The organism is Flavobacterium sp. DG2-3, assembly GCF_030730925.1.
Taxonomy (GTDB): Bacteria; Bacteroidota; Bacteroidia; order Flavobacteriales; family Flavobacteriaceae; genus Flavobacterium.
Map to the genome: position 1 here is coordinate 554,232 of NZ_JAVAMB010000001.1, position 26,219 is coordinate 580,450.

28 protein-coding genes are annotated in these 26,219 nt (G+C 31.2%); 14 read left to right on the forward strand and 14 right to left on the reverse strand.

What is annotated here, in order from left to right; translation table 11 throughout:
* The first annotated feature begins 6 nt into the window (after window positions 1–6).
* On the forward strand, window positions 7–1,197 hold the full coding sequence (locus Q9Q97_RS02340) for an O-antigen ligase (RefSeq protein ID WP_306154021.1): 1,191 nt from the start codon (window positions 7–9) through the stop codon (window positions 1,195–1,197).
* Here Q9Q97_RS02340 and Q9Q97_RS02345 read toward each other — a convergent pair.
* Genes Q9Q97_RS02345 through Q9Q97_RS02360 form a run of 4 tightly spaced genes read right to left on the reverse strand, consistent with a single transcriptional unit; the run spans window position 1,141 to window position 4,777 of the window.
* Entirely contained in the window at window positions 1,141–2,358 is a 1,218-nt protein-coding gene (locus tag Q9Q97_RS02345) for an O-antigen ligase (protein WP_306154023.1), read from the reverse strand. The two genes, Q9Q97_RS02340 and Q9Q97_RS02345, sit on opposite strands and share 57 nt — an antisense overlap.
* Window positions 2,355–3,257 (reverse strand): hypothetical protein, encoded by a 903-nt coding sequence (locus tag Q9Q97_RS02350; protein WP_306154025.1) that lies wholly within the window; start codon window positions 3,255–3,257, stop codon window positions 2,355–2,357. The genes Q9Q97_RS02345 and Q9Q97_RS02350 overlap by 4 nt, the downstream gene beginning before the upstream one ends.
* Window positions 3,254–4,486 carry an oligosaccharide flippase family protein gene (locus tag Q9Q97_RS02355; protein ID WP_306154026.1) on the reverse strand — a complete coding sequence of 411 codons (1,233 nt, stop codon included), beginning with the start codon at window positions 4,484–4,486 and terminating at the stop codon, window positions 3,254–3,256. The genes Q9Q97_RS02350 and Q9Q97_RS02355 overlap by 4 nt, the downstream gene beginning before the upstream one ends.
* Window positions 4,487–4,528: 42 nt before the next feature.
* On the reverse strand, window positions 4,529–4,777 hold the full coding sequence (locus tag Q9Q97_RS02360) for a hypothetical protein (protein ID WP_306154028.1): 249 nt from the start codon (window positions 4,775–4,777) through the stop codon (window positions 4,529–4,531).
* Window positions 4,778–4,897: 120 nt separating this feature from the next.
* Here Q9Q97_RS02360 and Q9Q97_RS02365 point away from each other — a divergent pair, with 120 nt between their 5' ends.
* The 3 genes from Q9Q97_RS02365 (at window position 4,898) to Q9Q97_RS02375 (ending at window position 8,257) form a co-directional block, all read left to right on the forward strand.
* A complete protein-coding gene (locus Q9Q97_RS02365; protein WP_306154029.1) occupies window positions 4,898–6,001 on the forward strand; it encodes a glycosyltransferase family 1 protein in 1,104 nt (367 codons plus the stop codon).
* Window positions 6,002–6,083: 82 nt separating this feature from the next.
* The gene (locus Q9Q97_RS02370) at window positions 6,084–7,199 is read left to right on the forward strand and encodes a glycosyltransferase (RefSeq protein WP_306154030.1); all 1,116 of its coding nucleotides are present in this window, start codon (window positions 6,084–6,086) and stop codon (window positions 7,197–7,199) included.
* Between the two features lie 74 nt (window positions 7,200–7,273).
* On the forward strand, window positions 7,274–8,257 hold the full coding sequence (locus Q9Q97_RS02375; protein ID WP_306154032.1) for a UDP-glucuronic acid decarboxylase family protein: 984 nt from the start codon (window positions 7,274–7,276) through the stop codon (window positions 8,255–8,257).
* A 56-nt stretch (window positions 8,258–8,313) separates the two neighbouring features.
* Here Q9Q97_RS02375 and Q9Q97_RS02380 read toward each other — a convergent pair whose 3' ends face one another.
* From Q9Q97_RS02380 to Q9Q97_RS02405, 6 genes are all read right to left on the reverse strand, one after another.
* Window positions 8,314–9,501, reverse strand: coding sequence for a glycosyltransferase family 4 protein (locus Q9Q97_RS02380; RefSeq protein WP_306154034.1), 1,188 nt, complete (start codon window positions 9,499–9,501; stop codon window positions 8,314–8,316).
* Window positions 9,501–10,589 (reverse strand): non-hydrolyzing UDP-N-acetylglucosamine 2-epimerase, encoded by a 1,089-nt coding sequence (gene wecB, locus Q9Q97_RS02385; RefSeq protein WP_306154035.1) that lies wholly within the window; start codon window positions 10,587–10,589, stop codon window positions 9,501–9,503. Before wecB ends, Q9Q97_RS02380 begins: the two co-directional genes overlap by 1 nt.
* A gap of 185 nt (window positions 10,590–10,774) precedes the next feature.
* Window positions 10,775–11,296: an ORF6N domain-containing protein gene (locus Q9Q97_RS02390; protein WP_306154036.1), complete on the reverse strand. Its 522-nt coding sequence runs from the start codon at window positions 11,294–11,296 to the stop codon at window positions 10,775–10,777.
* 40 nt (window positions 11,297–11,336) lie between these two features.
* Entirely contained in the window at window positions 11,337–12,647 is a 1,311-nt protein-coding gene (locus Q9Q97_RS02395) for a phenylacetate--CoA ligase family protein (RefSeq protein WP_306154037.1), read from the reverse strand.
* Complete coding sequence (locus tag Q9Q97_RS02400; protein WP_306154039.1) at window positions 12,647–12,952, reverse strand: HigA family addiction module antitoxin; 306 nt, start codon at window positions 12,950–12,952, stop codon at window positions 12,647–12,649. The genes Q9Q97_RS02395 and Q9Q97_RS02400 overlap by 1 nt, the downstream gene beginning before the upstream one ends.
* Window positions 12,953–12,964: 12 nt before the next feature.
* Window positions 12,965–13,246 (reverse strand): type II toxin-antitoxin system RelE/ParE family toxin, encoded by a 282-nt coding sequence (locus Q9Q97_RS02405; protein WP_306154040.1) that lies wholly within the window; start codon window positions 13,244–13,246, stop codon window positions 12,965–12,967.
* A 96-nt stretch (window positions 13,247–13,342) separates the two neighbouring features.
* Between Q9Q97_RS02405 and purD the strand changes: the two genes are divergently transcribed.
* The gene (gene purD / locus Q9Q97_RS02410) at window positions 13,343–14,617 is read left to right on the forward strand and encodes a phosphoribosylamine--glycine ligase (protein ID WP_306154041.1); all 1,275 of its coding nucleotides are present in this window, start codon (window positions 13,343–13,345) and stop codon (window positions 14,615–14,617) included.
* A gap of 40 nt (window positions 14,618–14,657) precedes the next feature.
* On the opposite strand, the gene Q9Q97_RS02415 is transcribed toward purD, so the two are convergent.
* Window positions 14,658–14,888, reverse strand: a complete 231-nt coding sequence (locus Q9Q97_RS02415) for a uracil phosphoribosyltransferase (RefSeq protein WP_110308163.1) — start codon at window positions 14,886–14,888, stop codon at window positions 14,658–14,660.
* Between the two features lie 141 nt (window positions 14,889–15,029).
* On the opposite strand from Q9Q97_RS02415, the gene Q9Q97_RS02420 reads away from it, so the two are divergent.
* A complete protein-coding gene (locus tag Q9Q97_RS02420; RefSeq protein ID WP_306154044.1) occupies window positions 15,030–15,959 on the forward strand; it encodes a DUF6427 family protein in 930 nt (309 codons plus the stop codon).
* Here Q9Q97_RS02420 and upp read toward each other — a convergent pair.
* Window positions 15,954–16,607, reverse strand: a complete 654-nt coding sequence (gene upp, locus Q9Q97_RS02425; protein WP_306154046.1) for a uracil phosphoribosyltransferase — start codon at window positions 16,605–16,607, stop codon at window positions 15,954–15,956. The two genes, Q9Q97_RS02420 and upp, sit on opposite strands and share 6 nt — an antisense overlap.
* 111 nt (window positions 16,608–16,718) lie before the next feature.
* Here upp and Q9Q97_RS02430 point away from each other — a divergent pair, with 111 nt between their 5' ends.
* Both Q9Q97_RS02430 and Q9Q97_RS02435 read left to right on the forward strand, forming a co-directional pair.
* Window positions 16,719–17,324: a DUF4254 domain-containing protein gene (locus tag Q9Q97_RS02430; RefSeq protein WP_125718547.1), complete on the forward strand. Its 606-nt coding sequence runs from the start codon at window positions 16,719–16,721 to the stop codon at window positions 17,322–17,324.
* Window positions 17,325–17,364: 40 nt separating this feature from the next.
* The gene (locus tag Q9Q97_RS02435; RefSeq protein ID WP_306154049.1) at window positions 17,365–18,372 is read left to right on the forward strand and encodes a glycosyltransferase family 9 protein; all 1,008 of its coding nucleotides are present in this window, start codon (window positions 17,365–17,367) and stop codon (window positions 18,370–18,372) included.
* A gap of 174 nt (window positions 18,373–18,546) precedes the next feature.
* On the opposite strand, the gene Q9Q97_RS02440 is transcribed toward Q9Q97_RS02435, so the two are convergent.
* Together Q9Q97_RS02440 and Q9Q97_RS02445 are read right to left on the reverse strand one after the other, a co-directional pair.
* Window positions 18,547–18,858 carry a hypothetical protein gene (locus tag Q9Q97_RS02440; protein WP_306154050.1) on the reverse strand — a complete coding sequence of 104 codons (312 nt, stop codon included), beginning with the start codon at window positions 18,856–18,858 and terminating at the stop codon, window positions 18,547–18,549.
* Between the two features lie 151 nt (window positions 18,859–19,009).
* Window positions 19,010–20,062 (reverse strand): ferredoxin--NADP reductase, encoded by a 1,053-nt coding sequence (locus Q9Q97_RS02445; RefSeq protein ID WP_306154052.1) that lies wholly within the window; start codon window positions 20,060–20,062, stop codon window positions 19,010–19,012.
* Window positions 20,063–20,190: 128 nt separating this feature from the next.
* Here Q9Q97_RS02445 and Q9Q97_RS02450 point away from each other — a divergent pair, with 128 nt between their 5' ends.
* From Q9Q97_RS02450 to Q9Q97_RS02475, 6 genes are all read left to right on the forward strand, one after another.
* Complete coding sequence (locus Q9Q97_RS02450) at window positions 20,191–21,651, forward strand: DUF5687 family protein (protein ID WP_306154054.1); 1,461 nt, start codon at window positions 20,191–20,193, stop codon at window positions 21,649–21,651.
* 80 nt (window positions 21,652–21,731) lie between these two features.
* Window positions 21,732–22,427, forward strand: coding sequence for an ABC transporter ATP-binding protein (locus Q9Q97_RS02455; protein ID WP_306154056.1), 696 nt, complete (start codon window positions 21,732–21,734; stop codon window positions 22,425–22,427).
* A 90-nt stretch (window positions 22,428–22,517) separates the two neighbouring features.
* A complete protein-coding gene (locus Q9Q97_RS02460) occupies window positions 22,518–25,130 on the forward strand; it encodes a tetratricopeptide repeat protein (protein WP_306154058.1) in 2,613 nt (870 codons plus the stop codon).
* A 13-nt stretch (window positions 25,131–25,143) separates the two neighbouring features.
* Window positions 25,144–25,545 (forward strand): polymer-forming cytoskeletal protein, encoded by a 402-nt coding sequence (locus Q9Q97_RS02465; protein ID WP_198855036.1) that lies wholly within the window; start codon window positions 25,144–25,146, stop codon window positions 25,543–25,545.
* Complete coding sequence (locus tag Q9Q97_RS02470) at window positions 25,523–25,750, forward strand: AtpZ/AtpI family protein (RefSeq protein WP_095930601.1); 228 nt, start codon at window positions 25,523–25,525, stop codon at window positions 25,748–25,750. Before Q9Q97_RS02465 ends, Q9Q97_RS02470 begins: the two co-directional genes overlap by 23 nt.
* Window positions 25,751–25,807: 57 nt before the next feature.
* Entirely contained in the window at window positions 25,808–26,200 is a 393-nt protein-coding gene (locus Q9Q97_RS02475; protein ID WP_306154063.1) for a hypothetical protein, read from the forward strand.
* Window positions 26,201–26,219 lie beyond the last annotated feature (19 nt).

The following is a 26,219-nucleotide window of genomic DNA, read 5'->3' on the forward strand; positions in this document are numbered from 1 at the left end:
TTTAAAATGAAGAATATTTTTGCCCTTAAACTAAACAACGAAAGGCTAAGAGAAATTTTATTTTTTTTAGCCGTTTTGTTATTAGTTATATTTCCAAAAGGAGGTATTAAAGTAGCGGGTATTCCTTTGACTTGGGGTTATATCTACTTAGGGTTTTTATTTATTCTTACTGCAATTGTAATTGGTAGCAAATTTAGATTTCCAGTTAACAGTAAGCATTTTATGTGCTTTGTGGCAACAATTCCTTTTGTTGTTTATTTTTCTTTTCACTTATTGCTTTTTGGCTATGAAGGATCTATAGGAAATTTTATTGCCTTTTATATTAGTTTTGTTTTTCTGCCTTTCTTGTTTTACATCATATTGGGTTATTTTTTAACCAAGATTGATATTGATTATATAGAAAAACTAATAGCCAATTCCGTTTTCATTGTTGCTTTGTACGGAATTTTTCTGTTTATATACAAGCAATATATGGGTCATTTTTTAGAAATACCTTATATTACAGTTAATGCAGACGATTTAGGAGAACTTGCGGGGTCAAAATTTAACAGAAGAGGATCGGTTTCAAAATTGATTTCAACCTACAATAATGGAAATATTTTTGGGGTTTGCACGCTAATGTTATTTCCTGTTTTTTACAAAAGAACAACCTCAAAGATTAAAATTTTTGTGGTCATTTTAGCTTTGATTTTAACTTTGTCCCGCACCGTTTGGATAGGTCTAATTTTCTATTTTTTAATGATTTATAGAAATAGACTCCAGCAACTTGTCAAGGTTTATCTGGCTGGAGTAGTATTATTATTGGTTATCGGATCTTTTCTTATGACAAAATATTTCCAATACGGTTCTTTAGAAGGTTTTATTTTAGATTCTAATCTAGGAGGACGAATGCTTCAGATCAGAAAATTCAATGAGATTACCTTGTTTGGAAACGGACCCTATAAAATAATCGAAGAAATTGTTTATTTGTCTATTTTCAGGCAGTTTGGCATTGTCGGTTTACTGCTTTTTTGTGTATCCTTTTTTGCTCCGGTTTACTTGTTTTTTCAAACCAAAAACAATAATCAGGTCTATTTATTTGGCATTTTAACTTATCTCTTTGTTTGTTTTAGTGACGGCTGTATGTTATTAATTCCGACTTTAGTTTTTTTCTATTTCATCTGTACAATGGCTTTCATTAATCAAAACAGAACCTAGGAATAAAATATCACAGAACAAAAAGAGATAAATTCCGTATTGGCGTACCAAAATATTTTCTGTCAAAAAAGAAAAAGTAAACAATAAGGAAATCGAAAAATAGAGGTAGTTTTTACTTTTCAAAGCATATCGGAGTTTTACAAAAAGCGTCACTATAAAAGCAATAAAAAGCAAAATTCCTCCTTTCATAAAATAATCAAGATATTGATTGTGAGAGTTTAATTTTTCTTTTGATAAATCCTCAAAACCATATTCATCATAACAGTCATTGAGTTTTGGCTGTATCGTACTATTATCTGTGCCCAAGAAATTTGAATTTCTAATCACTTTTAAGGAACAATAACAAATGGTATATCTAGAAGAATTTTCGATTTTATTTTTATTCAAAAACTTTAGATCATCTTTATAGCGCTGTGATAAAAAGATAACTCCGGTAAATAACAAAACAAGAGGGATTAGAATGATTTTTTTATTAAAAAGACCTTGTTTAACAAACAAAAAGTAAGCGTTTAAAGCAATCAGAATCAAAGTCGAAAAAAGAATCATTCTTGCATTAATTACAACCATACTTGCCAGCAATAAAAAGGCGAGGATTAGTAAACTGATTTTAAACTTTGCATGAAGGTCTTTATTTTTAGCCAGAAAATCAAAAACAAAAAGTAATGCAACGGCAATCCATAAACTAATGTAGGTGCCGTGAATATGAATGTTCTTTTCTAAATTAAAACGTGCAAAATACCAGTTAAAATGATGATTTGGAATATCATTAATATAAAACCCAAGAATATAAATACTGAGTATTGAAATGCAGCAAGAATAACTTAAAAGGATATTGTTTTTATGTTTTTTAAAAAAAGAAGAATCATAAAGAAAGAGGCTGAAAATGGGAACAACAAAAATCAAAAGACTATTTGAAATGCTCTGTAAACTTCTGGAATTGAAATAAAAAAGATTGTAAATCAGTAAAAGTAAAAACGATAAAATAAAGGGCAATGTCTTTATTGAAAGCAGTTTTTTTTTAGAAGTATATTGAAGCAGTAAAAAGAAACTTGCTGCAGACATTATAATGGCTTGTATTGCTTCGAACATATAAAAGCATGAAGCAAAAGCCAAAAGATACAAGAAATAAACAATGATCTTATTTATTTGAGTTTCTTTCATTTGACCAATTTTTTAAAAATAGTTTTAATTTTTTCCTGAGTTGAAGCAGATAAATTTTCTCGTATAAACTGCACTAAATATTTTTTCGTTTTTAATTTAAATAATTGAAAATCACTAATATTTATTTTTAAAGAATCGAGTTCAGCTTCGGAGACAAACTCCAATGCTTTCCACTTGGTTGGATCATTTTCATGAAAATTAGTAACCTCTTTATAATTTTCTAAACTGATATTTTTCCAAAATTCGAAAAATGCCACATTATCAGAATCGTCTCTGTGTGACCAATTGGTTATTTTGGTATAAATTTCGTCATCGTCTCTTGCCCAAGATTGATGAAGTAAAATAAATTTGGTTATAATTTTTTTGGAGTGTCTGGTGGCTCTCATATATTTGTATTTTGGATAATTCGTAGCCACTTCAACAGCATCCAAAGAATCTTTAATATATAAAAAACCGCCTTTTACTTTTTTAAACAGCGTAATCCATTGCACATGAATTTCAATTGGCTGTTTTTTAGGATTTTTTAAGTATTGTTTTTTCTCATTTAAAAAAGAAACAAAACCTTTAAAATCATTAAAATACTCGTCGCTATCAATTTGAATGTGCCAGCCTCCTTCGCCCATTGCTTTTGCGAGTAAATTCCTTTCTCTGGTATCATTTTCAGCAGGAGTATTTTTGGCTATATAAAAGGCGTCTTCATAGATTACAATTTTTTTTAAAGTATCAAATTCTTTTACCCAATCAAAAAAAAGAGGATCAATATATAACGGATTGCCACTCCATGTTAGGCGATCTTTATCAACAGCAAGTACAATCAAGTCAGAAGCCTCATATACTAAAGGTATCGATTTGTATAAGTATTTAAAATCGTAAGAAACTAGAAATCCAACTTTAATCATTTGCGAAAGAAATTTAAATTTTTATTACGAAGCACTTTATAATTAAGAAACAATGTAATAAATAATTCGGTTAAAATAAGTGCGGCAATCATTCCTTCAATTTTAAAGAAATAAGATAAAAGAAACGAAAGAGAAATATTAATTAACAACCCCCAAAAATAGCCTGTAAAATAGATATTCTTTTTTTCATGCATCAGCAACGACATATAAGCCGACTGATTAAGAGATGCAATAAAAGGAATGGGAGAAAGTAATATTAAATAACGGCTCGATTCTAAAATATGCGAACTGCTTAAAACAGAAATAATCTGCTCTGAAAAAACAATTAAAAATAAGGTTCCAGCAGCGAAAACCAATATATAATATTTAAAAATCTGTCTCAGGTTTTTATTGAGTTCAGAAATGGAACGCGCACCAACAGTACAAATTTTTGGAAAAACCCCTTGAAATAATACTCCAATAGCATGTTTTCCGAGCATGATAACTTTTTCGGCAACGCTGTAAATCCCAACAATTTTAGAGTTAAAAAATGCACCTAAAATAAGAGTTCCCGAATTTAAAATAGAACAAATTGTCAAATTGGTCAAGAACATTTTGAAACCGTATTGAAGCTCTTCGTAAATTTCTTGGAAAGACGTTAAAGAATAGGTAAAATTCTCTTTTGCAAACAAATAAATGTAAGCAGTAAAAAAAATTACACAATCAAAAAAACCAAGAATAAAAAATAAGATTTGAAAAGAATCCTTGCTTTTTACACAAAATAAAATAGTTAACAGACAGCTGATTTTAAATATGGAGTTTATGATAAAATATATTTTGACTTTGTTTAAACCAATAAATATCCAGTGCGCATTTTGCGTGCGAGAAAAAAGCATGGCAAACAGCGAAAGAAAAAAAAGAGAATTACTGCTAATATCCTTGTATAAATGCGCCAATAAAAAGAGCAATAAGAAAGTAGGAATGGTTAATAAAAACTTAGTATTTATTACTGTCGAAATATATTTGCTGATAGCATTAACATCTGAATTGAGTTTTCCAATTTTAATTGGGCCTAAAGCGCTCCAAGAATAATCATTAATTACAGAAATATAATTGATTAAAGAAAACGAAATAGCGATTAGCCCATAATTTGTAATTCCAAATACATGAATGTAAAATGGAATAAGAATTAAAGGAAATAGAAAATTAATAAAATTAATACTAAAGCTATAGAAGATATTTTTAATCACAATTTTAGAAAATAAAGGCTCCAAATCTTTGGAGCCAAATTATTAAAGTGATTTATCTATAGAATCATCCGGAGCTCCCTGAGGCGCCCATGAACCAGATTTATCATTTCGCATAGTAACTCTTCCGGTTTCTGTATCTAAAACAAATAAACAAACTTCTCCAGTATCTGTTCTTTGGATAACAGTCATTTGATATTTACCAATTTGACTTTTTTCCTCTTCTTTTTTCTGAGGTTCCTGACAAGAAACGATTAACAAAGATGCACTGATTATAAAGGCTAATTTTTTCATTTGGATTTTTTTTCAAAAGTAATTTTTTTTATCAAAGAGGAATATGTTTTTAAGTAAAAAAATTAACAGGATTTAATTTTAAAACTTACTTTTGAAACAGTTTGTAAAGTTTTAAGATAGATGAAATTAGTAATTGATGCCCGGTTGATAAATGCTTCAGGTATTGGAACTTATATAAAAAATGTAATTCCAGATATAATTTCAGAATTTAAAACCGTTACGGTCCTTGGAAACAAAAACGAAATTGCAGTTTTTGATTGGAGTAAAGAAGTCCAAATTATAGAATTTAATTCTGAAATGTATTCTTTAAAGGGACAATTTTTATATCCTTTTAAAATACCAAAATGTGACGTTTTCTGGTGTCCTCATTTCAATTTTCCAATTTTCCCAATACGAGCCAAAAAAAAGGCTGTTACCATTCACGATGTAAATCATCTTACCGGAATTTCTCCAATGTCATTTCTTAAAAGGAAATATGCTTTTTTGTTATATAAAAATGCAGTTCAAAAAGCAGATTTAATTTTTACAGTTTCTGAGTTTTCAAAAAATGAAATTATAAAACATACAGATGCTTCATTAGAAAAAATAAAAGTGGTGTATTGCGGTGTAGATGTTCCTTTTTTTGAAAAAGGAAAAGAAAGCGCTATTCAACTTCCTGAAAACTATATTTTGTACATTGGAAATGTAAAACCACATAAAAATCTAATCGTTTTATTAAAAGCCTATCATTCTTTATCAACTATTTTAAAAGAAAAATATAAACTGCTGATTGTTGGAAAAAAAGAGGGATTTATTACTGAAGACAATCAGGTAGAAAACTATATAAAAGCGAATCATTTAGAAAAGAACATTATTTTTTCAGGTCAAGTTAGAGATCAAGATTTACCAGTTTATTACCAAAAGGCATCATTATTTGTTTTTCCTTCTTTATATGAAGGTTTTGGGTTACCAATATTAGAAGCACTTGCGGCGAAAACTCCTGTAATTAGTTCTAATGCAGCAAGTCTTCCGAAAGTAGGAGGTAATGCAGTGGTTTATTTTAATCCGAAAAATGAAGAGGAATTAGCTCAAAAAATCAGTTTTGCTTTAGAAAATCCAGGGTTTAATGCTCAAATAGTAGACAATTCGAAAACTCAATTAGAGAAATTTACTTGGAATAAATCTGTAAAAAGACATTTAGAAGGATTTAATACTATTCTTAATAGCATAAATAACAATAAATGAACTTACTTTGTTCAGAAAAATAATAACGATTAAAACATTATTTTTTTACTATCTTGTCCGAAAACTTGCCCAATAAACAAAAATGAAAAAAGCCCTAATCAGCGATTGGTATTATGTAAATGGAGGTGCCGAAAAGGTGATTCATTCTATAAACTCAATTTGGAATGATTTTGATCATTTTGCTTTAATAGATTTTTTGAGTGATGAAGATCGAAAGTTTATTTTAAATGGTAAAAAAGTCAAAACAAGTTTTATTCAAAAGCTTCCTACCGTTAAGAAGAACCATCGTAAGTTTCTGCAGTTATTTCCAATAGCCATTGAACAATTTGATTTGAGTGATTATGATTTAATCATCAGTTCTTCGTCTGCAGTTGCAAAAGGAATAAAAGTAGGAAAGAACCAGCTTCATATTTGTTACTGCCATTCTCCAATGCGTTACGCCTGGGATTTGAGAGAACAATATTTAAAAGATGCCGGATTAACAAAAGGTTTAAAAGGCTTGTACGCAAAATCGGTTTTAGATAAAATTCAGAAATGGGATCTTTCTAATTCAGAGAACGTAGATTACTTTATTGCAAATTCGAAACATATCGCTCAAAGAATAAAAAGAACCTACAATAAAGAATCCGTTGTAATTTATCCACCTGTTGATATTGATTTTTTTAGTTTAGAAGAAACAAAAGAAGATTATTATTTGACAGCTTCTAGGCTGGTTCCGTATAAAAAAACGCAATTAATTGTAGAAGCTTTTAATGAATTACCACATCTTAAACTGATTGTTGCTGGTGAAGGACCAGAGATCGAAAAACTTCAAAAAATTGCAAAAGAAAATATTGAATTTGTTGGTTTTGTAGAAAATAAAAAGCTTCGAAGTTTAATGCAGAAAGCAAAAGGATTTGTTTTTGCTGCCGAAGAGGATTTTGGAATTATTCCAGTTGAAGCCCAAGCATGTGGAACTCCAGTTATAGCTTTGAACAAAGGAGGAACGCTCGAAACTGTGATTGAAAATGAAACAGGAATTTTCTTTGAGGAACAATCTTCTCAAAAAATTAAAGAAGCAATATTGAATTTTCAGACTAAAACCTTTGATCCTAAAATAATTCGCGAACATGCGGTTAAATTTTCAAAACAGCGGTTTGAAAAAGAAATAAAAGAGTTTGTTGAAGAAAAATTTAAGCAACACTATCAAACATTATAGGACAGATAAATTGAGATATAATTGAAAAATATTTTTTTAAATAAAGTACATTTGTTCTCGTATAAAAAATGACAATGAAAAGAATACTTATTACTGGAGCGGCAGGGTTTTTAGGATCACATTTATGTGATAGATTTATCAAAGAAGGTTACTTTGTAATCGGAATGGATAATTTAATTACAGGAGATCTTAAAAATATTGAACATCTATTCAAATTGGAGAACTTCGAATTTTATCATCATGATATTACGAAGTTTGTTCATGTTCCAGGTGATTTAGATTATATCTTACATTTTGCTTCACCGGCAAGTCCGATAGATTATTTGAAAATTCCGATTCAGACTTTGAAAGTTGGGTCATTAGGAACACATAATTTATTAGGTTTAGCGCGAGTTAAAAAAGCAAGAATTTTGATTGCATCAACTTCTGAAGTTTACGGAGATCCTTTAGTGCATCCGCAGACTGAAGAATACTATGGGAATGTGAACACAATTGGTCCGCGTGGGGTTTATGATGAAGCAAAACGTTTTCAGGAATCAATCACGATGGCGTATCATACGTTTCATGGTGTAGAAACTAGAATCGTGCGTATTTTTAATACCTACGGACCAAGAATGCGATTAAACGACGGTCGCGTAATTCCTGCCTTTATCGGTCAAGCGCTTCGTGGAGAAGATCTAACCATTTTTGGCGACGGAATGCAAACGCGTTCTTTCTGCTATGTAGACGATCAGGTTGAAGGGATTTACAGATTACTGCATTCTGATTATGTATATCCTGTAAATATTGGAAATCCTGACGAAATTACAATCAAAGATTTTGCAGAAGAAATTATAAAACTAACAGGAACAAATCAGAAAGTAGTGTATCATCCGTTGCCAATAAACGACCCGTTGCAACGTCAGCCAGATACGACAAAAGCAAAAGAATTATTAGGTTGGGAAGCAAAAGTAAGTCGTTCTGAAGGAATGAAAATCACTTACGATTATTTCAGATCGTTATCGCCAGAAGAACTTTCAAAAGAAGAACATAAAGATTTTTCAAGCTACATTAAATAAAAGAAAGGGGAAATATTATCAAATATTTCCCCTTTTATTTTTCAATGAAAATGAAATTAAAAAGCATCATTTTCAATTAATTGTTTCATTTGTTCGTTAAGATTGAAATGAGATTTTGCATGAATAAAAATTGATTTTTTCATGTTTTGAATTTCATCTTTTCCAACTTGAGAAATTTGTTTTAAAACATTATTTAGGCATTCAAAATCTTCAACGTGAACAACCCAACCGAGATTATTTTCTTCTACAATAAATTCTCCTTCACCGCCACCAAAGTACAGAACAGGGAAACCTAAAGCGGTGTATTCAAATATTTTTGAAGGAACAGATCCATAAATTCTGGTTTTGAGAGGAACAAAAGCAATATCCAAGTTTTGTAAAGTTTCATGAAGGACATTTCGCTCCAGCATTCCATGAAAAACAATTTTATTACTTTGTTTTTTATTTATATAATTTAAGATTTCAGTTTTTTCGGCGCCATCACCAAAAATATGAAGTTCGACATTAAGGTTTTCTAAATCCAATTGCTGAATAATTTCATAAACACCTTGCGCAACTCCTAGTAAACCGGCATAAAACAGTTTTATTGGCTCATCAGAACTCTGCTTTTTATCAACAATATTTTCAATAACATGATCTGGATAATTGCGATATAAAAAACACTTTTTATCTGGAAATATGGAATGAATATGCGAGATAATTTCATTAGATTGACCAAAAATATGAGTTGCTTTTTTATAAATAAAACGCTCCATAAAGCACAGAAATTTGTGTGAAACACTATTTTTCTTCAAAACGCTGAGTTCAATTGCTGCAATTGGCCAGAGATCTGAAACATTTAGGATTATCTTTTTTCTTTTTATCCAAAGAGCTAATACAGCTGTAAAGGATAATAGTAATGGAGGTGATTGTACTATGACTTTTTTGGGAGTTCGGACAAACAATAAATAGAAAAATAAAGTGGTCGAAAACGAAAAAGTAGATATAATTCTTTTAAAAATATTAGAGCTGTTACTCGGATAAATCCAAAGACGTTTTAAAGTAATGTTCTGGATTTTTTCTATAAACGAAAATTTGCCTTTATATTCTGGAAAAAGTTTTCCTTTTGGATAATTGGGCAGAGGGGAAATCACCGAAACAGTATACCCATTTTGGTTTAATTTCAAAGCTAACTGTTCTATTCTATTAGCAGCAGCACCTTTTTCAGGCGGATAATAATTGGATATTATAAGGATGTCTTTCATTATTTTTTATCCAATAAAATAGAAACAATTCTCTCAGATGCTTTTCCGTCCCATAATTCGGGAATCCCCCTTTTTTCTAGTCCATTTTGTAAAAAAGAACCAAAAACTTTTTTCAGATTTTCTAATGAAGTTCCTACAACTTTATTAGTTCCAATAGTTTCTGTTTCAGGTCTTTCAGTATTATCACGCATGGTAAAACAAGGAATCCCAAGAACGGTAGTTTCTTCAGAAATTCCACCGCTGTCTGTTATAACTGCAAAACTATTTTTAATTAAAAACATAAAATTCAAATAACCCTGAGGTGAAACAAAAATGATATTCTTAAAGTCATTTTTACTTTCTTTTAAAATTGCCTGCGTTCTGGGATGAATAGGGAAAATGATCTTTTTATCTTTTATAAGCAAGTCAATTCCGTGAAGTAATTCAATAAGCGATGAAACTTCATCAACATTTGCAGGACGATGCAATGTTAGAATGATGTAATTTTTCTCTTTTAATTGATGTTCATTCCAAAAATCAGGAGCCGAAATTCTGTTTATATTTTGATATAAAGTATCGATCATTACATTGCCCACAAAGTAAACATTTTCAGGATCTGAACCCAATTTTAATAAATTTTCTGAAGCCGAAGTTGAGGTTGTAAAAAAATAATCAGTAATACTGTCTGTAAGCATCCTATTTATTTCTTCTGGCATTGATAAGTCTCCAGAACGAATTCCGGCTTCAACGTGAGCTACCTTTGTATGGCATTTTTTGGCAACAATAGAGCAAGCCATTGTGGAGTTCACATCGCCAACTACTAAAGCCAAATCAGCAGGATTCTGAATCAGTTCTTTTTCAAAAGCAATCATAATCGCCGCTGTCTGCTCGGCCTGCGAACCGCTTTTTACTTCGAGATTTACATCGGGTTGAGGAATATTTAATTCTTCAAAAAAAGTATCACTTAAATTTTTATCATAATGCTGACCCGTATGCACCAAACGAAATGAGATATCAAAGCCTTCATTTTGCTTTTTCTTTATGGCATTAATAATCGGTGCGATTTTAATGAAATTAGGTCTTGCGCCCGCAATTATGGTAATTTTCATAGATTAGCTTCAATAAGTAGGATAAACTTTTTTGTATGGCAAAAGTAAAGTTTAAATTGGATTTTAAATAGATTGAAGCGCTTTCTTAATATTTTAAAATTTAAATGAATTAATTACAATCTTGAAGTCAAAAATTGTGACATCAAGTTTAAGGTCGCAATTTGCGACCTTGAAGAATTTGTAATTTACTTTTTATAACCAATTTTCACTCTTTCAGTTTCATTTTCTTTCTTTTCTGTCAATTCATCCAAATAAGAAAAAACCAATTCAATATTTTTATCATGATTCTCTAACTTCTTCTGAATCTGAAGTATGTCTACTTTTATTTCGGTTGTGTCTAAAAGCATTTGTCTCACTTTCGTGAAAATACGCATAATTTGAATATTGGTTTGGATGGCTTTATCGCTTTTTAAAACACTTGAAAGCATAAGAATTCCATGTTCTGTAAATGCAAAAGGAAATGTTCTGCTTCCTCCCCAACTTGAAGTCGCAATTTGCGACTTCAAGTTTTCAAATTCAATCTCAGTAAGTTGAAACATAAAGTCTTCTGGAAATCGAGATGAATTCCTTTTTACTTGTTCATTTAATCTTTTAGTTTTAACATCGTAAAGAATAGCTAGATCAAATGCGAGCATGACTTTTTGCCCACGGATAAAATATATTTTGTCTGAAATTGTTTCTTCAGAAAGTAAAGATTGACCGTACATAAGTTTTCATTAAAAAAACAAATGTAAGATTTTATTTATATTAAATATAAGATTTAAATTGTTTTAGTTTTCCTCTATTAGTTCTTTCTAAAACCGTTTTTCTGGTAAAAGTAAAGTTTAAGTTAGGTTCCAGATACAAACAAATCGCTTCTTCAATTTTTTGAATTTGTTCTGAAACTAATTCATTTTCAGAAATATATTCAATTTGAAAAGTATCTAACTTCGTTTGTTTGATGATAAATTCTTTTACATTTCCGTCGTCTTCAATAATGCTTTTGGTAACGTAATAAAACGTCAAGCCCGGAGATTTTTTCCCACTTGGCAAAATCGCAACGTCATTGGTTCTTCCAATTAATTTTTTAAGAATTGGTTTTTGTGAAGTACTTTTTTCATCCAAAATTCCTATGTCGCCAATTTCATATCTGATAAACGGATTTGCTTTATTGAATAAAGAAGTGATTACAATTTTGCCTTCCGTTCCATGTGGAACAGGATGATTATTTTCGTCTAGAATCTCAACAAAAAGAGTTTCAGCATTTACTTGCCATTCTTCTTGTGGGTTTTCAAAAGCAATTAAATCAAGTTCAGAAGCGCCATATTCATTAATGATTGGAATCCCGAATTGTTTTTCTAAGAGTTTTTTATCTGATTCAAAAAGCATTTCCGAAGTGACAAAACAAGCTTTTAGAGTTGGACAAATTTCTTTTAAAATGATATTTTTTCTTTCTAAATATTTAGCAAACAAAACGATAGAACTGGTATATCCGTTGAGGTAATCGAATTTTTTGGTCTTGAATTTTTCAAGAAATTTTTCAAGAATTTCATCAGATAAATCAAAAACAGGAAAACGATAACGATGCGTTAGAAAATCCTTGAATCGCTCTTTTCGATATCCAATAAAATCCATAGGAATTCCATAAAAACGTGCTTGGTAAGAATGATTAAAATCAATTCCAAACCAGCCAAAACGCATAATATTTGATGCCCAAGTCAGAGCATGTGAATATTTGTCTTTGGCAAAAACAAAAGGAGTTCCACTTGATCCTGAAGTTTTGTTGAGGTAAACATTTTCTATAGTATAGCCTTTAGAAAGCCTTTTTTCAAGTGGTTTTTGAAGATTTTGTTTGTTTAGAATAGGAAGATCTTCCCATTTTTCTACAATTTTATTGCCAATCAATTCGTTATAAAAAGGATTATTTTTTAGATGAAAATCAACAATTTCTTTCTTTTTATTTTCAAGAAAAACTGCAAATTCTTCTTCGGAGAAATGAACAATTTTATCCAACTCAGCTTTGGCTTTCTTTATCGGAAAACCATTTAGTTGTAGTGAAATATCAAAGAGTCGAATCATTAAATGGCTTCTTTAATATCGTCATAGGGCTTGATTGATCTCAATTCCTGACCTTTAATAGTTTCTTCTTCTTCAATATCAAAATCATCTTGAAGACCCAGCCAGAATTTAGCAGAATTTCCAAAATATTGACTTAAACGTAAAGCAGTATCAGCAGTAATTCTGCGATTTCCTTTAATAATTTCTGATATTCTTGTTTGAGGAATTTTTAATTCTTTTGATAAACGATAAGGCGTAATATTTAACGGAGTTAAAAATTCTTCTGATAGAATTTCACCAGGATGTATGTTTTTTAATTTTTCCATTTCTTTAATTTTTTAATGATAATCTACAATTTCTACGTTTGAAGCATTTCCATTTTCCCAACAAAAAATTATTCGCCATTGGCTGTTAATTCTAATACTATAAAATTCTTTAAGATTCCCAGAAAGTTTCTCTAGCCGATTAGAAGGTGGGATTCTCAAATCAGCAATATTCTGCGAGTTATTAAGCATTCTAAGTTTTCTTCTTCCAATCTGTTGTATTTCTATTGAAGGCTTTTTGACAACAATACCGTTCCAAATTTTTTCAGTGTCTTTAGATCCAAATGAAATTATCATACCTTTCGCATTACTAACGCCAAAGGTAGGTAAAATAAATTATTATTTAAGGTTAAAACCCACTATTTTTGCACCACAACTAAATACAACAACACCATGACAATTTTACTATTGGGATCAGGCGGAAGGGAACATGCATTTGCATGGAAAATGACTCAGAGTCCGCTTTGCGAAAAACTTTTTGTAGTACCTGGAAATGCAGGAACTGCTGCAATTGCTGAAAACGTTGCCATTTCTGCAACAGATTTTGAAGCAGTAAAAGCATTAGTGCTGAAAGAAAATATAAGTTTAGTAGTCGTAGGACCAGAAGATCCGTTGGTAAAAGGTATTTACGATTATTTTAAAAATGACGAAAGTTTAAAACATATTCCGGTTATTGGACCGTCTAAATTAGGTGCACAATTGGAGGGAAGTAAAGAATTTGCTAAAGAATTCTTGATGAAACATAATATTCCGACTGCAGCTTATGATAGTTTTACAGCTGAAACGGTTGAAAAAGGATGTGAGTTTTTAGAAACTTTACAGCCTCCATACGTTTTAAAAGCAGACGGATTAGCAGCTGGAAAAGGGGTTTTGATTATTCAAGATCTTGAAGAAGCAAAAACGGAATTAAGAAACATGCTGGTTCACGCAAAATTCGGTACAGCAAGTTCTAAAGTTGTTATCGAAGAATTCTTGGATGGAATCGAATTAAGCTGTTTCGTTTTAACTGATGGTAAAAGCTATAAAATTCTTCCGACGGCAAAAGATTACAAACGTATTGGAGAAGGAGATACAGGTTTAAACACAGGCGGAATGGGAGCAGTTTCTCCAGTTCCTTATGTTGATGCAGTTTTAATGGAAAAAATTGAAACTCGTATTGTAAAACCAACAATCGAAGGTTTCCAAAAAGATGGAATCGAGTACAAAGGTTTTGTTTTCATCGGTTTAATCAATGTAAAAGGAGAACCAATCGTTATTGAGTACAACGTAAGAATGGGTGACCCTGAAACCGAAGTTGTGGTTCCGAGATTAAAGTCAGATTTAGTTGAATTGTTTTTATCTGTTGCAGATCAAAAGTTAGGAGATTTTAATCTGGAAGTTGATCCAAGAAGTGCTACAACGATAATGGTTGTTTCTGGCGGATATCCTGAAGATTTTGAAAAAGGAAAAGTAATTTCTGGTTTAGAAAATGTTACAGATTCTATTGTTTTTCATGCAGGAACAAAATTAGATAATGGAAATGTCGTTACTAATGGAGGACGTGTAATTGCTGTAACTTCTTATGGAGATAATTTCCAGGAGGCCATAAAAAAATCTTACCAAAACATAGATAAACTAAGCTTTGATAAGATGTATTTTAGAAAAGATATTGGCTTCGATCTAATTTAAAAATAAAACAGACCAACCCTTTTAATTAAGGGTTTGGTTTTTATTTTAAAAATGAATGAGCTGTTGTATCTTGGTTTTCTGTTCCAGCATCATCAAAAATGCGTAATTGTTTAATCCAATATACGATTGCTACAGAGCAGATGATCATAAAAATCCAGTTGATAGTGTTTGCACCAAACCATGTAATTAATTCCAAACGACGTAAAAAGTCAAGAGGAGCAAACAAAATGTTAACGAATAGGTATTGAATTCCTTCGAAAAAAGCTGTCATAATTTTAAAAATTATATGTTATTTATTGTTGTGTAATGCCTTGAAGATAAAATTCGGCGAACCAAATCTTTTTTCAACTTGTTAGGTTTTTCCTTTTAAACAAGTAGTATCTTTACAATCACAAAAGTATAAAATATCCTTATGATAACAAGTGTTTTTAAAAAATCTACGCCATTAAATTATTCATTGGTTGTAATTTTAATACTGGTTTTCTTTTTTATGTTCCAAATTAAAGACCCTTCTTGGGTTACTTCTTATTTTTTGGCTTTCCAAAAAGTGAGTTTATTATGCTTTATTTTGGCTTCTTTTTTTATGATTAATTTTATTGTAAAAAAGAACGGACTCAGTAAAGACAATGGTTACGCGATACTTTTCTACTTATTGTTCATTTTATTTTTTCCAACGATATTTAATAACCCAAATATTATATATGCCAATTTTTTCATTTTATTGGCACTTCGACGATTAATTTCGCTTCAATCGTTAAAATCTTCGAAAGAAAAAATATTTGATGCGGCATTTTGGATTTTTGTAGCCTCTTTATTTCAATTTTGGAGCATTCTCTTCCTAATATTGGTTTACATATCTATTGTTTTTCACGTTTCAAGAGATTATAGAAACTGGGTTTTGCCTTTTATAGCACTTTTGGCAGTAGCGATTTTATTTTACATGACATCTTTAATTATAAATCTCGATGCCGTAGCTTTCATTCAAGAAAGAGCTGTTGTTGATTTTAGAATTGATTATTTTAAGAATAATTACGAAAACGCAGCACTTTCAATCTACACTGCAGTTGCTTTATTTTTTGTTACTTCGATGTTAATGACTTTATCAAACAGACCGCAAATTGTACATTCTTCGTATAAGAAAATTGTGGCTTGTTTTTTTATAGCGGCTTTTGTATACATCATTTCGCCAAATAAAAGCAATGATTTATTATTGTTTAGCATTGCCCCATTAACTATTATGGCAACGAGTCATGTAGAATATATGCAGCAAAAACTGAATAACGAAATTGTATATTACACCTTGATTGTGTGTAGTTTATTTACTTTTTTCTCTCAATTATAATTTACTTCCGTAAGCAAGATCGCCAGCGTCGCCAAGTCCAGGAACAATATAATTTTTCTCATTTAGTTTTTCGTCCAAAGAGGCAACCCATAAATGGCAGTTTTCTGGAAGATTTTTTTCTAGGTGAGCAATACCTTCAGGAGCAGCAATAACTACAACAATATGAATTTCTGTTGGAGTAGCATTTTCGACTAATTTTTTATGAACTGCCACAATCGATTGGCCAGTGGCAAGCATTGGGTCAAGAAGTAAAACCGTTTTGTTGTTTAAATCTGAAATTGCTTGATATTCAACTCGAATTTCAAATTCATCGTCATTGTTTGGATGGAATCTGCAAGCAGAAACAAAACTGTTTTCTGCGTGATCAAAATAATTTAGAAAACCGTTATGAAGCGGCAGTCCGGCTCTTAAAATAGGGCATAAAACTAAATCGGCATCAATTTCTGTTGTCTTCTTAATTCCCAGAGGAGTCTGGATTTCAATCTGTTTATAAGGTAAAATTTTGCTCAATTCATAAGCCATAATTTCGCCAATGCGCTCAATATTTCTGCGAAAGCGCATACTGTCGTTTTGAACATCTACATTTCGGATCTGTCCTAAAAAATGATTTAACACACTGTTGTTCTCAGAGATATAATGGATTTTCATACTATTTTTTTAGAAGATCAATTGTTTTTTATGAATAATTGAAAAATTAACGCTTTTTTTGAAAGTATAAAAGTATAAAAAGTATCTTTGTTTAGTAAAAAAAATAAAGACATGTTTTCAAAATTAGCATATTCTGTTTTCGAACAAAGCATCAAAGATTATCATCAATTTGATAATGTAGATCAGCCAATCAATAATCCTTATCCAAAAGATAAGTTCGAGCATTTGTTATATCTTAAAAACTGGATTGACACCGTTCAATGGCATTTTGAAGATATTATTCGTGATCCGCAGATTGATCCAGTTGCGGCATTAACTTTAAAAAGAAGAATCGACGCATCAAATCAGGAACGTACTGATATGGTGGAATATATTGATAGTTACTTTTTACAAAAATACAGTAATGTAAAAGTAAAAGACGGAGCAAAAATCAATTCTGAAAGTCCAGCTTGGGCATTTGACAGATTGTCTATTTTAGCTTTAAAAATTTATCACATGCATGAAGAAGCAACTCGTGCAGAGGCTTCTCAGGAGCATAGAGATAAATGTCAGGAAAAATTAAACATTCTTTTAGAACAAAGAACAGATTTATCTACAGCAATTGAAGAATTACTGACAGATATTGAAAACGGAGATAAATTCATGAAAGTGTACAAACAAATGAAAATGTACAACGACGATGAATTGAACCCAGTTTTATATCAAAACAAAAAATAATTTGGCAGACTTGTCTAGCAAAATTAAGCATATAGCCGTCATGAGACTATCCGCAATGGGAGATGTCGCCATGACGGTTCCTGTTTTACGCGCTTTTGTAAAACAATATCCAAACGTGAAATTGACGGTTATCTCACGTCCTTTTTTCAAACCATTTTTTGACGGAATTCCCAATCTTGATTTTTTTGCTTTTGACGAAAAAGAAAGACATAAAGGTTTTCCAGGACTTTTGAAGTTATATTCTGATGTAAAAAAACTCAAAATAGATGCTTTTGCAGATCTTCATAATGTGTTGAGATCTAAGATTGTGAGTTTGCTTTTCGCTTTAAGCGGAAAAAAAAGAGCAACGGTTGACAAAGGAAGAGAAGAAAAAAAAGAATTAACTCGATCTGAAAATAAGATTTTCAAACAACTGCCAACGATGTTTGAAAGACACGCAAAATTGTTTGAAGAACTGGGTTTTCCGTTAGATTTATCAAATCCGACTTTTCCTGAAAAAGCAATTTTAAGTTCGGAAATTTTAGAAATTATCGGAAACAAAAACCAAAAATTAATCGGAATTGCTCCTTTTGCTCAATACGATTCTAAGGTTTATCCGTTAGATTTGATGAAAGAAGTAATTGCAAAACTGGCTCAAAATTCGTCGTACAAAATTTTACTTTTTGGCGGAGGAAAGAAAGAAATCGAAATTTTAGATTCAATTTCGCAACCCTTTGAAAATGTAATTAATATGGCTGGGAAAATCAAATTTCAGCAGGAATTACAGTTAATCAGCAACCTTGATGTGATGCTTTCTATGGATTCTGGAAACGCCCATATTGCAGCAATGTTGGGTGTAAAAGTAGTCACGCTTTGGGGCGCTACGCATCCGTTTGCGGGATTTTTACCATTCAACCAAAGCTTAGAAAACGCACTGACTTCAGACCGAAATCAATATCCGAAACTCCCAACTTCGGTTTATGGAAATAAGATTGTGGAAGGTTATGAGGATGCGATGAGAACTATTTTACCAGAAAATGTTGTTTCTAAAATTGAAGCACAAATTTAAATTCCAATAGAAAGAAAAATTCCAGTAAAAAAAATTGCTTCGCCAGTTCGCTGTCGCTCGTGTCCAAATTCCAATTTGAAAATCTTTGCGAAAATCTTTGTCAAAGTTTTAAACTTTGACAAAGATAAACTCAAGTCAAAAATTGGAATTTGGAATTTTTGGATTGGAATTTAACTATCCTATCCAAATCTTCTCCTCACGGCATCGGCTATGAATATATCGCTGTAAGTACGCAATAGTTGATTTATAATCTGGGGCATCATAGCCAAACCTTTCGTGCTCCATTTGTTCTTTGTCTAAAGCTTCGCAACCTTTTATAACTTCTTTAATCATGTCAATTAAAGCAAGTTCTTTATTCTCCGTTTTTTGAAATTTTAATTCTACAATTTCGTCTTGAAGTTCTTCACAATAAGAAACAAGTTGTTGTACTTCAGATTCTTCCAGAAGATCTCTATTATTTCTAAATATTTCTCGAATTGATTTCATAACATAAAATAAAATCCCAAATTTTTAAATTCCAAATCCCAAATGGAAAATGAAAACTTTGACAAAGATTATAAATTATCGATAAAAAAAATTCCAAATCTCAATTTTAACATTGGAATTTGGAATTTATATTTTTTTGGAATTTTACAAATTACACATCATCGTAATCCACATAAATGGTTTCAGATGTTGGATGTGCTTGACAAGTCAAAATTAAACCTTCTGCGATTTCGCTGTCCGTTAAAATAGAGTTTTTAGTCATTTCTGCAGAACCAGTTGTAACGCGTCCTAAACAGCTACTGCAGATTCCGCCTTGACAAGAATATGGAGCGTCAACACCTTGTTTTAGTGCGGCATCTAGAATAGTTTGTTTTTTAGACATTTCGAAAGTAGTCTCTTCGTCATCAACTAAAACCGTAATTTTTGTATGTCCTTCTTGAGAACCCTGAATTGCATGTTCTTCAGAAGAAGAAGTAAAAAGCTCAAATTTAATTGCAGATTCTTTTACATTTTTCTCTTTCAAAACATTAGAAACGGTATTAATCATTTCTTCTGGTCCGCAAAGGAAAAATTTATCAAATTCAAGTTCTTTGTGTTTGTTGTTCAAAACAAAATTCACAGTCGATTTTTCAATTCTTCCAAACAATGCGTTTTCAGCTTTCGCTTGGCTGTATACATAATGCACAAAAAGTCTGCCTACGTATTGCAATTGCAAATCGTGAAGTTCTTGATGAAAAATCGTGTTTTCAGGAGTTTTGTTTCCGTAAACCAATACAAATGAACTTTTTGGCTCATTTTTTAAAACCGATTTTATGATAGAAAGAACAGGAGTAATTCCGCTTCCTGCAACAAATGCTGCGTAGTTTTTTTGTCTTTCAGCATCTGGCTCAAAAGTAAATTTACCTTCTGGCTGTCCTACTTCAAGAACATCTCCAGCTTTTAATTTAGTATTGGCAAACTGAGAAAAAAGACCATTTTTTACCGCTTTTACAGCAATTCTTAGTTCGCCGCTGTCTGGTGCAGAACAAATAGAATAAGCACGTCTAATTTCTTGATTGTCAAGTGTTAATTTTAAATTTATATATTGACCAGCTACAAATTTATAGTCTGGTTTTAGTTCTTCAGGAACATTAAAAAGTATCGAAACAGCCTCTGCAGTTTCGCGTTTAACCTCTTTAATTATAAGTTTTAAGAATGAAGGCATGATAGAATTTTTATGCAAAAGTAGCAAACCACTATTAAAAGTTTACCACTAAATTATTTTTTTTAACTTTTTTTGTAACGTTTTCCTACATTTGGTCTCTTACTACAAAAATACTAAAACCATAAACCATGTTTAAGAAGTTTATTTATCTCGAATGGAAAGCTTTTATTAGATCGGCATCTTTCGGTAAAAATCTGGCAATGAAAATCATAATGGGCTTTTTGATGGCCTATTTTTCATTAATTTTTATTGGTATGGGAGTTGGGGCATTTTACATGCTTAAAGAAATGAAACTGGAGCCACTACTAACCATTAATAAATTTCTGATTTACTACTTCCTATTTGATTTAGTAATTAGACTCTTATTGCAGCCAATCCCAGTCTTGAATATTAAGCCATTACTGGTTCTTCCTTTAAAGAAACCAACGATTGTCCATTTTTCTTTAGGCAAAACGGTTTTGTCTTTTTTTAACTGGATTCATGCTTTATTTTTTATTCCGTTTTCGGTTGTCTTGATTTTAAACGGCTACGATGTTATTGAAATTATTTTCTGGCATTTGGGAGTAATGTCTATCATTTACATCAACAATTTTCTGAATATTATTTTAAGCAATATTGACAAACTGTTCGCCCTGTTTTTAATATTGATTGTAGCTCTAGGAGGTGCGCAGTATTATCAATTATTTGATATTACATTATTTACAACTCCATTTTTTCAAAGCTTTTATGACATCGACGGCTTATTTTTGGTTCCGATTTTAGTATTGATTGCGTTGCATTTTTTTACTTTTAAATACTTCGAAAAAAACTTATATCTCGATGCAGGACTTTCTGTAAAACAAGATATTGCTTCGACAGAAAATCTTTCGTGGCTCAATCAGTTTGGAACTTTAGGCACTTTTCTTAAAAATGATATTAAACTCATCAAAAGAAATAAAAGATCAAAAACCACTATTTTAATGAGTGTGATTTTTTTATTCTACGGATTGATTTTTTTCGGAAACACGCACCAGCCAGAAGCGATGCATATTTTTGCGGGAATATTTGTTTCGGGAGGATTTCTATTTGTCTTCGGGCAGTTTGTGCCAAGTTGGGATAGTTCGTATTATCAATTAATGATGACACAGAATATTCCGTACAGAGGCTACATTACTTCTAAGTGGTGGCTTATTGTTATAGCGACTTTCATTTCGACCCTATTGGCATCGTTCTATTTGTTTTTTGGATGGGAGGTTTACTTAACTATTGTTGTAGGAGCCATTTACAATATTGGAGTAAATTCTCATTTGGTTCTTTTAGGCGGGGCATTTACCAAAACTCCAATCGATTTAAGTAATGCTGGCGGAGCTTTTGGAGATAAAAAAGCGTTTAATGTAAGTGCAATGCTTTTGTCGTTGCCAAAAATTTTGTTGCCTCTAGGATTGTATGCGTTAGGACTTTATTTCGGAAACAAAATGATTGGATTGTCTCTCGTAGCTGGAGCAGGAGTTATTGGATTTATTTTTAAAGAAAAAGTTTTTTCATTAATAGAAAAGAGATACAAAATAGAGAAGTACAGTACGATAAGTGCTTATAAACAAAAGAGTTAATTAGCCAATTAGTTAATTAGAGAATTAGTCAATTAGATAATTAGTAATCTAAAATCTACAATCAAAAATCTAAAATTAAAATGATACAAGTAAATCAGCTTTCAAAAAAATATAACGAAACTACAGTCTTAAATATCAGTAATCTAGAAATTCCAAAAGGACAGAGTTTCGGATTAGTGGGAAATAACGGAGCAGGGAAAACCACTTTTTTCAGTCTACTTTTAGACCTTATTCAGCCTTCAACGGGATATATTAAAAGTAATGATATTCAAGTAAATACAAGCGAAAAATGGAAATCTTTTACAGGATCTTTTTTAGATGAAAATTTCCTTATCGGATATTTAACTCCAGAAGAATATTTTTATTTTATTGGCGATTTGCGAAATCAGAACAAAGCAGATGTCGATGCGCTATTAGCGAAACATGAAGAGTTTTTTAATGGTGAAATTTTGAAGAACAAAAAATACCTTCGAGATCTGTCCAAAGGAAACCAGAAAAAAGTGGGAATCATTGCAACACTTATTGGAAATCCAGAAGTAGTTATTTTAGACGAACCTTTTGCAAATTTAGATCCAACTACAGTAAGCCGATTAAAAAAAATTATCAAAGAATTAGCCGATGATCCAAACGTAACCGTTTTAGTTTCAAGTCATGATTTACAGCATACTGTCGAGGTTTGCAATAGAATTGTAGTTCTTAATAAAGGTGAAATAGTGAAGGACATTCAGACTTCAAAAGAGACCTTACAAGAACTAGAATTGTTTTTTGCTGTGTAAGAATTTCTATATTTAAAAAAGAAGCGTATTTTTACAAATGAATATACTAAAACCAATTTTTAGTAGTTATCTGTTTTAAACTCGTTTCTATTGAAAAAGAATACTCTTAAATATAGTTTTACTCTCGTTTTTTTATTCTTTTTGATAGCTTGTTCTACCAAAAAAAATACCTTTTTGTCTAGAAATTCCCATGCCTTAAGCACAAAATATAACATTTTATACAATGGCGGAATTGGTCTTGATAAAGGATTAAAATCTATTCAGGCGAATAACGAAGATAATTTCTGGAAATTGCTGCCAATTGAAAAAATGCAATTCGACGAAAATTTTTCTGAAGGCGAAAAAGCTAAAAATCCTGATTTTGAACTGGCAGAAACAAAAGCGACAAAAGCCATTCAGAAGCACTCGATGAATATTGGCGGTCGAGAAAAAAATTATCAGATTGATGAAGCTTATTTAATGTTGGGAAAAGCAAGATATTACGATCAGCGTTTTATTCCGGCAATTGAAGCATTCAATTATGTTTTATATAAATATCCTGAAAGCGATAATATTAATATTGCAAAAATCTGGCGCGAAAAAACCAATATGCGTTTAGGCAACGATGCAATTGCTCTTAAAAACATCAAAATTTTACTTAAAAAAACAGATTTAGACAAACAAACTTATGCAGATGCCAATGCTCTTTTGGCAGAAGCATATCTAAATTTGGAGGAAAAAGACAGCGCCGTTGCTAAACTTAGAATTGCAGAACAATTTACCAGAAATAACGAAGAACGTGCAAGATATCGTTTTATCCTTGGCCAAATGTATCAGGCAGAAGGCAAAAAGGATAGTGCGGTTTATTTTTACGATCAAGTAATTGATTTAAATAGAAAAGCAGATCGCAAATATATGATGCACGCTTACGCGAAAAAAGCACAAATGTTTGATTATGGAAAAGATAATGATACGATTTTCTTAAAGATATTTAATAAATTGGTGACTGATCGTGAAAATCGCCCTTACTATGATGTTCTTTTTTATGAAATGGGAGTTTATTATGATAAAAAGAAAGATCAGGAAAATGCTTTAGTATTCTACAATAAATCTTTAAGAAGAAAATCTAAAGATCCGTATTTGATGGCTTCTGCCTATAGAAATATTGGGAATATGTATTTTAAAGATACAGATTATAGTATGGCAGCAAAATACTATGACAGTACTTTGGTAAAAATGGATCCTAAAACCAGAGAATTTGCCTTTATAGAAAAAAATAGAAAAAATCTTGATGACGTAATTAAGTACGAAGCGATTGCAAAACGTAACGATAGTATTATTAAGGTGTATAATTTGCCGCCAAACGAAAAGAAAGATTATTTCGAAAATTATATTGCTGAACTTAAAAAGAAAGACGAAGCCAAAAGACTTTTAGAAGAAAAAGAAAAAGAACGATTGGCAAATATCGACCGAAATTCTCAAGCAGAAATTCCAGGAAATGGAGCTGTAAATCCGCAATCATTGGGTAGACCTGCAGAACCAGAAGGAATTGGAATGCCTCCAGGCGGAAACGATAATGCAAGTTCATTTTATTTTTATAATCCGACAACGGTTGCCTATGGAAAACTTCAGTTTAAAAAAATGTGGGGTAACAGAACTTTGGGCGGAAATTGGAGATTGGCTGGAATAAAAACAGCCAATGATAATGCCATGAATGATACAATTGCTACAAAAGAAGTTGCCAATGCAATGAATGATACAATTGTACCAGAAAAATATACTGTGGCTTATTATGTAAAACAGCTTCCAACTTCGCAAGTGGCGATGGACAGCATTGGTAAAGAACGTAATTTTTCGTACTATCAATTAGGACTTATATATAAGGAGAAGTTTAAAGAATACAATTTGGCGAGCGACAAACTAGAACAATTGCTTCAGAACAATCCTGAAGAAAAACTGGTGTTGCCATCAATGTATAATTTGTACAAAATTTATCAAATTACAAATCCGGCAAAAGCAGAAGCTATAAAAATGGAGATTTCTACGAAATATCCAGATTCAAGATATGCTCACATTATAAATAATAAGGAAGAAGATTCAAATTCTAGTCCCGACAAAGAATATCAAAAATGGTATAAACTTTTTGAAGAAGAACATTTTGATGAAGTCTTAGCCAATATTGACAATCTGATAAACCAATATTCTGGAGATGATATTGTTTCTAAATACGAATTATTGAAAGCCAATACTTTAGGAAAAGTAAACGGTTTAGAAGCCTATAAAAAAGGACTTGAGAATGTGGCAGATAATTATCCAAATAGTGAAGAGGGTAAAAACGCTAGAGAAATTCTAGAAAAACAAGTTCCTGTTTTAGAAAAACTCAATTTTACGACAACCGACACTAAAAACTGGAAAATATTATACCGCGTTGCTAATACCGATACAAAAACGGTTAAAAGAATTGAAGAAGCGATTAGAGTATTTTTATTAGTAGAAAATTACGAAAGATTGACAACATCTCTGGATAAATACAATAAAACAGAAAGTTTTGTAGTTATTCATGGTTTAAAATCTGAAGCTTATGCAAATGATATTGCAGGAGTTTTTAGAGAAGATAAAAAATATAAAATTCCAGATCAGGCAATAATTATATCAAATGATAATTATAAAATTGTTCAGATTAAAAAGAATTTAGACGCATACCTTACCCCGAAAACCCCTTAAAATCTTAACCGCCATGTTTGAAAAAGTAAAAAAAAACGGAACTGAACAATTAGGAAAAACAAACAGAATTGTAGAAGGAACATCAATAGTAGGAGACATAGTTTCTAAAGCTGATTTTAGATTAGACGGCGAATTGATTGGAAATTTTACTTCGCAGGGCAAAATAGTGATTGGGGCCAAAGGAGTTGTTAAAGGAGAAATTATCTGTAACAATGCAGACATTGAAGGAGAATTTCACGGAAAAATAAAAGTTCTAGAAACACTTAATATTAAATCGACTGCTCAAATACACGGAGAGGTAGCAGTAGGAAAACTTTCGATAGAACCAGGAGCTGACTTCACAGCAACCTGTACGATGCTTGCACATTCCAATACAGTAATCATGTTAGAAGATGGAAAAGGAGCCGAACAATAATAGGAGAAATAAATGGCTGGCATTTATTAATATTCCTTTTCAAATGGGAGTAATCATATTTGTATTCTCTTATTTCGGAACCTGGCTCGACGAGAAACATCCAAGCCCAAAAGTATATTATAACACCATTTTTGTATTGGCCGGAGTTGGCGTTGCATTATATAATGTAATCCGACAAGTAAATGACATCAATAAAACAAAGTAGTTTGTATATAAAACGTCTTGAGATAAAAGTTGCATCTTTGCACTAAAATTATTTCGAATGCTTTCAAAAAATTACAAACCGCTATTTTATTTGTTATGTCTTGCTTTAGGAACTTATATAGTACATAAAGCCCTTTTTTTCTTTAGCGAAATTAAAACAGAGAACTTTCATTACAGTCTTGAAATACTGTATTTATCGTTCTTCGCAATTTCGTCTTTATTATACCTTATATTATTAGTAGTAAAAAAGAAGAATTTTGAAATCGTCGGAATGGCATTTTTATTCGGAACTTTTACACAAATGTTATTAGCTTATTTAGCTCTGCAGCCAATCTTAAAAAACAAAACTGGAGAAACCGATGTTGAAAAAGTTAGTTTTTTTATAACATTTGTGCTGTTTTTGTTATTTCAGACGCTTTTAACTGTCCGATTATTAAATGAAAAGCGTTAAAATAACAATTCTTTAAAAC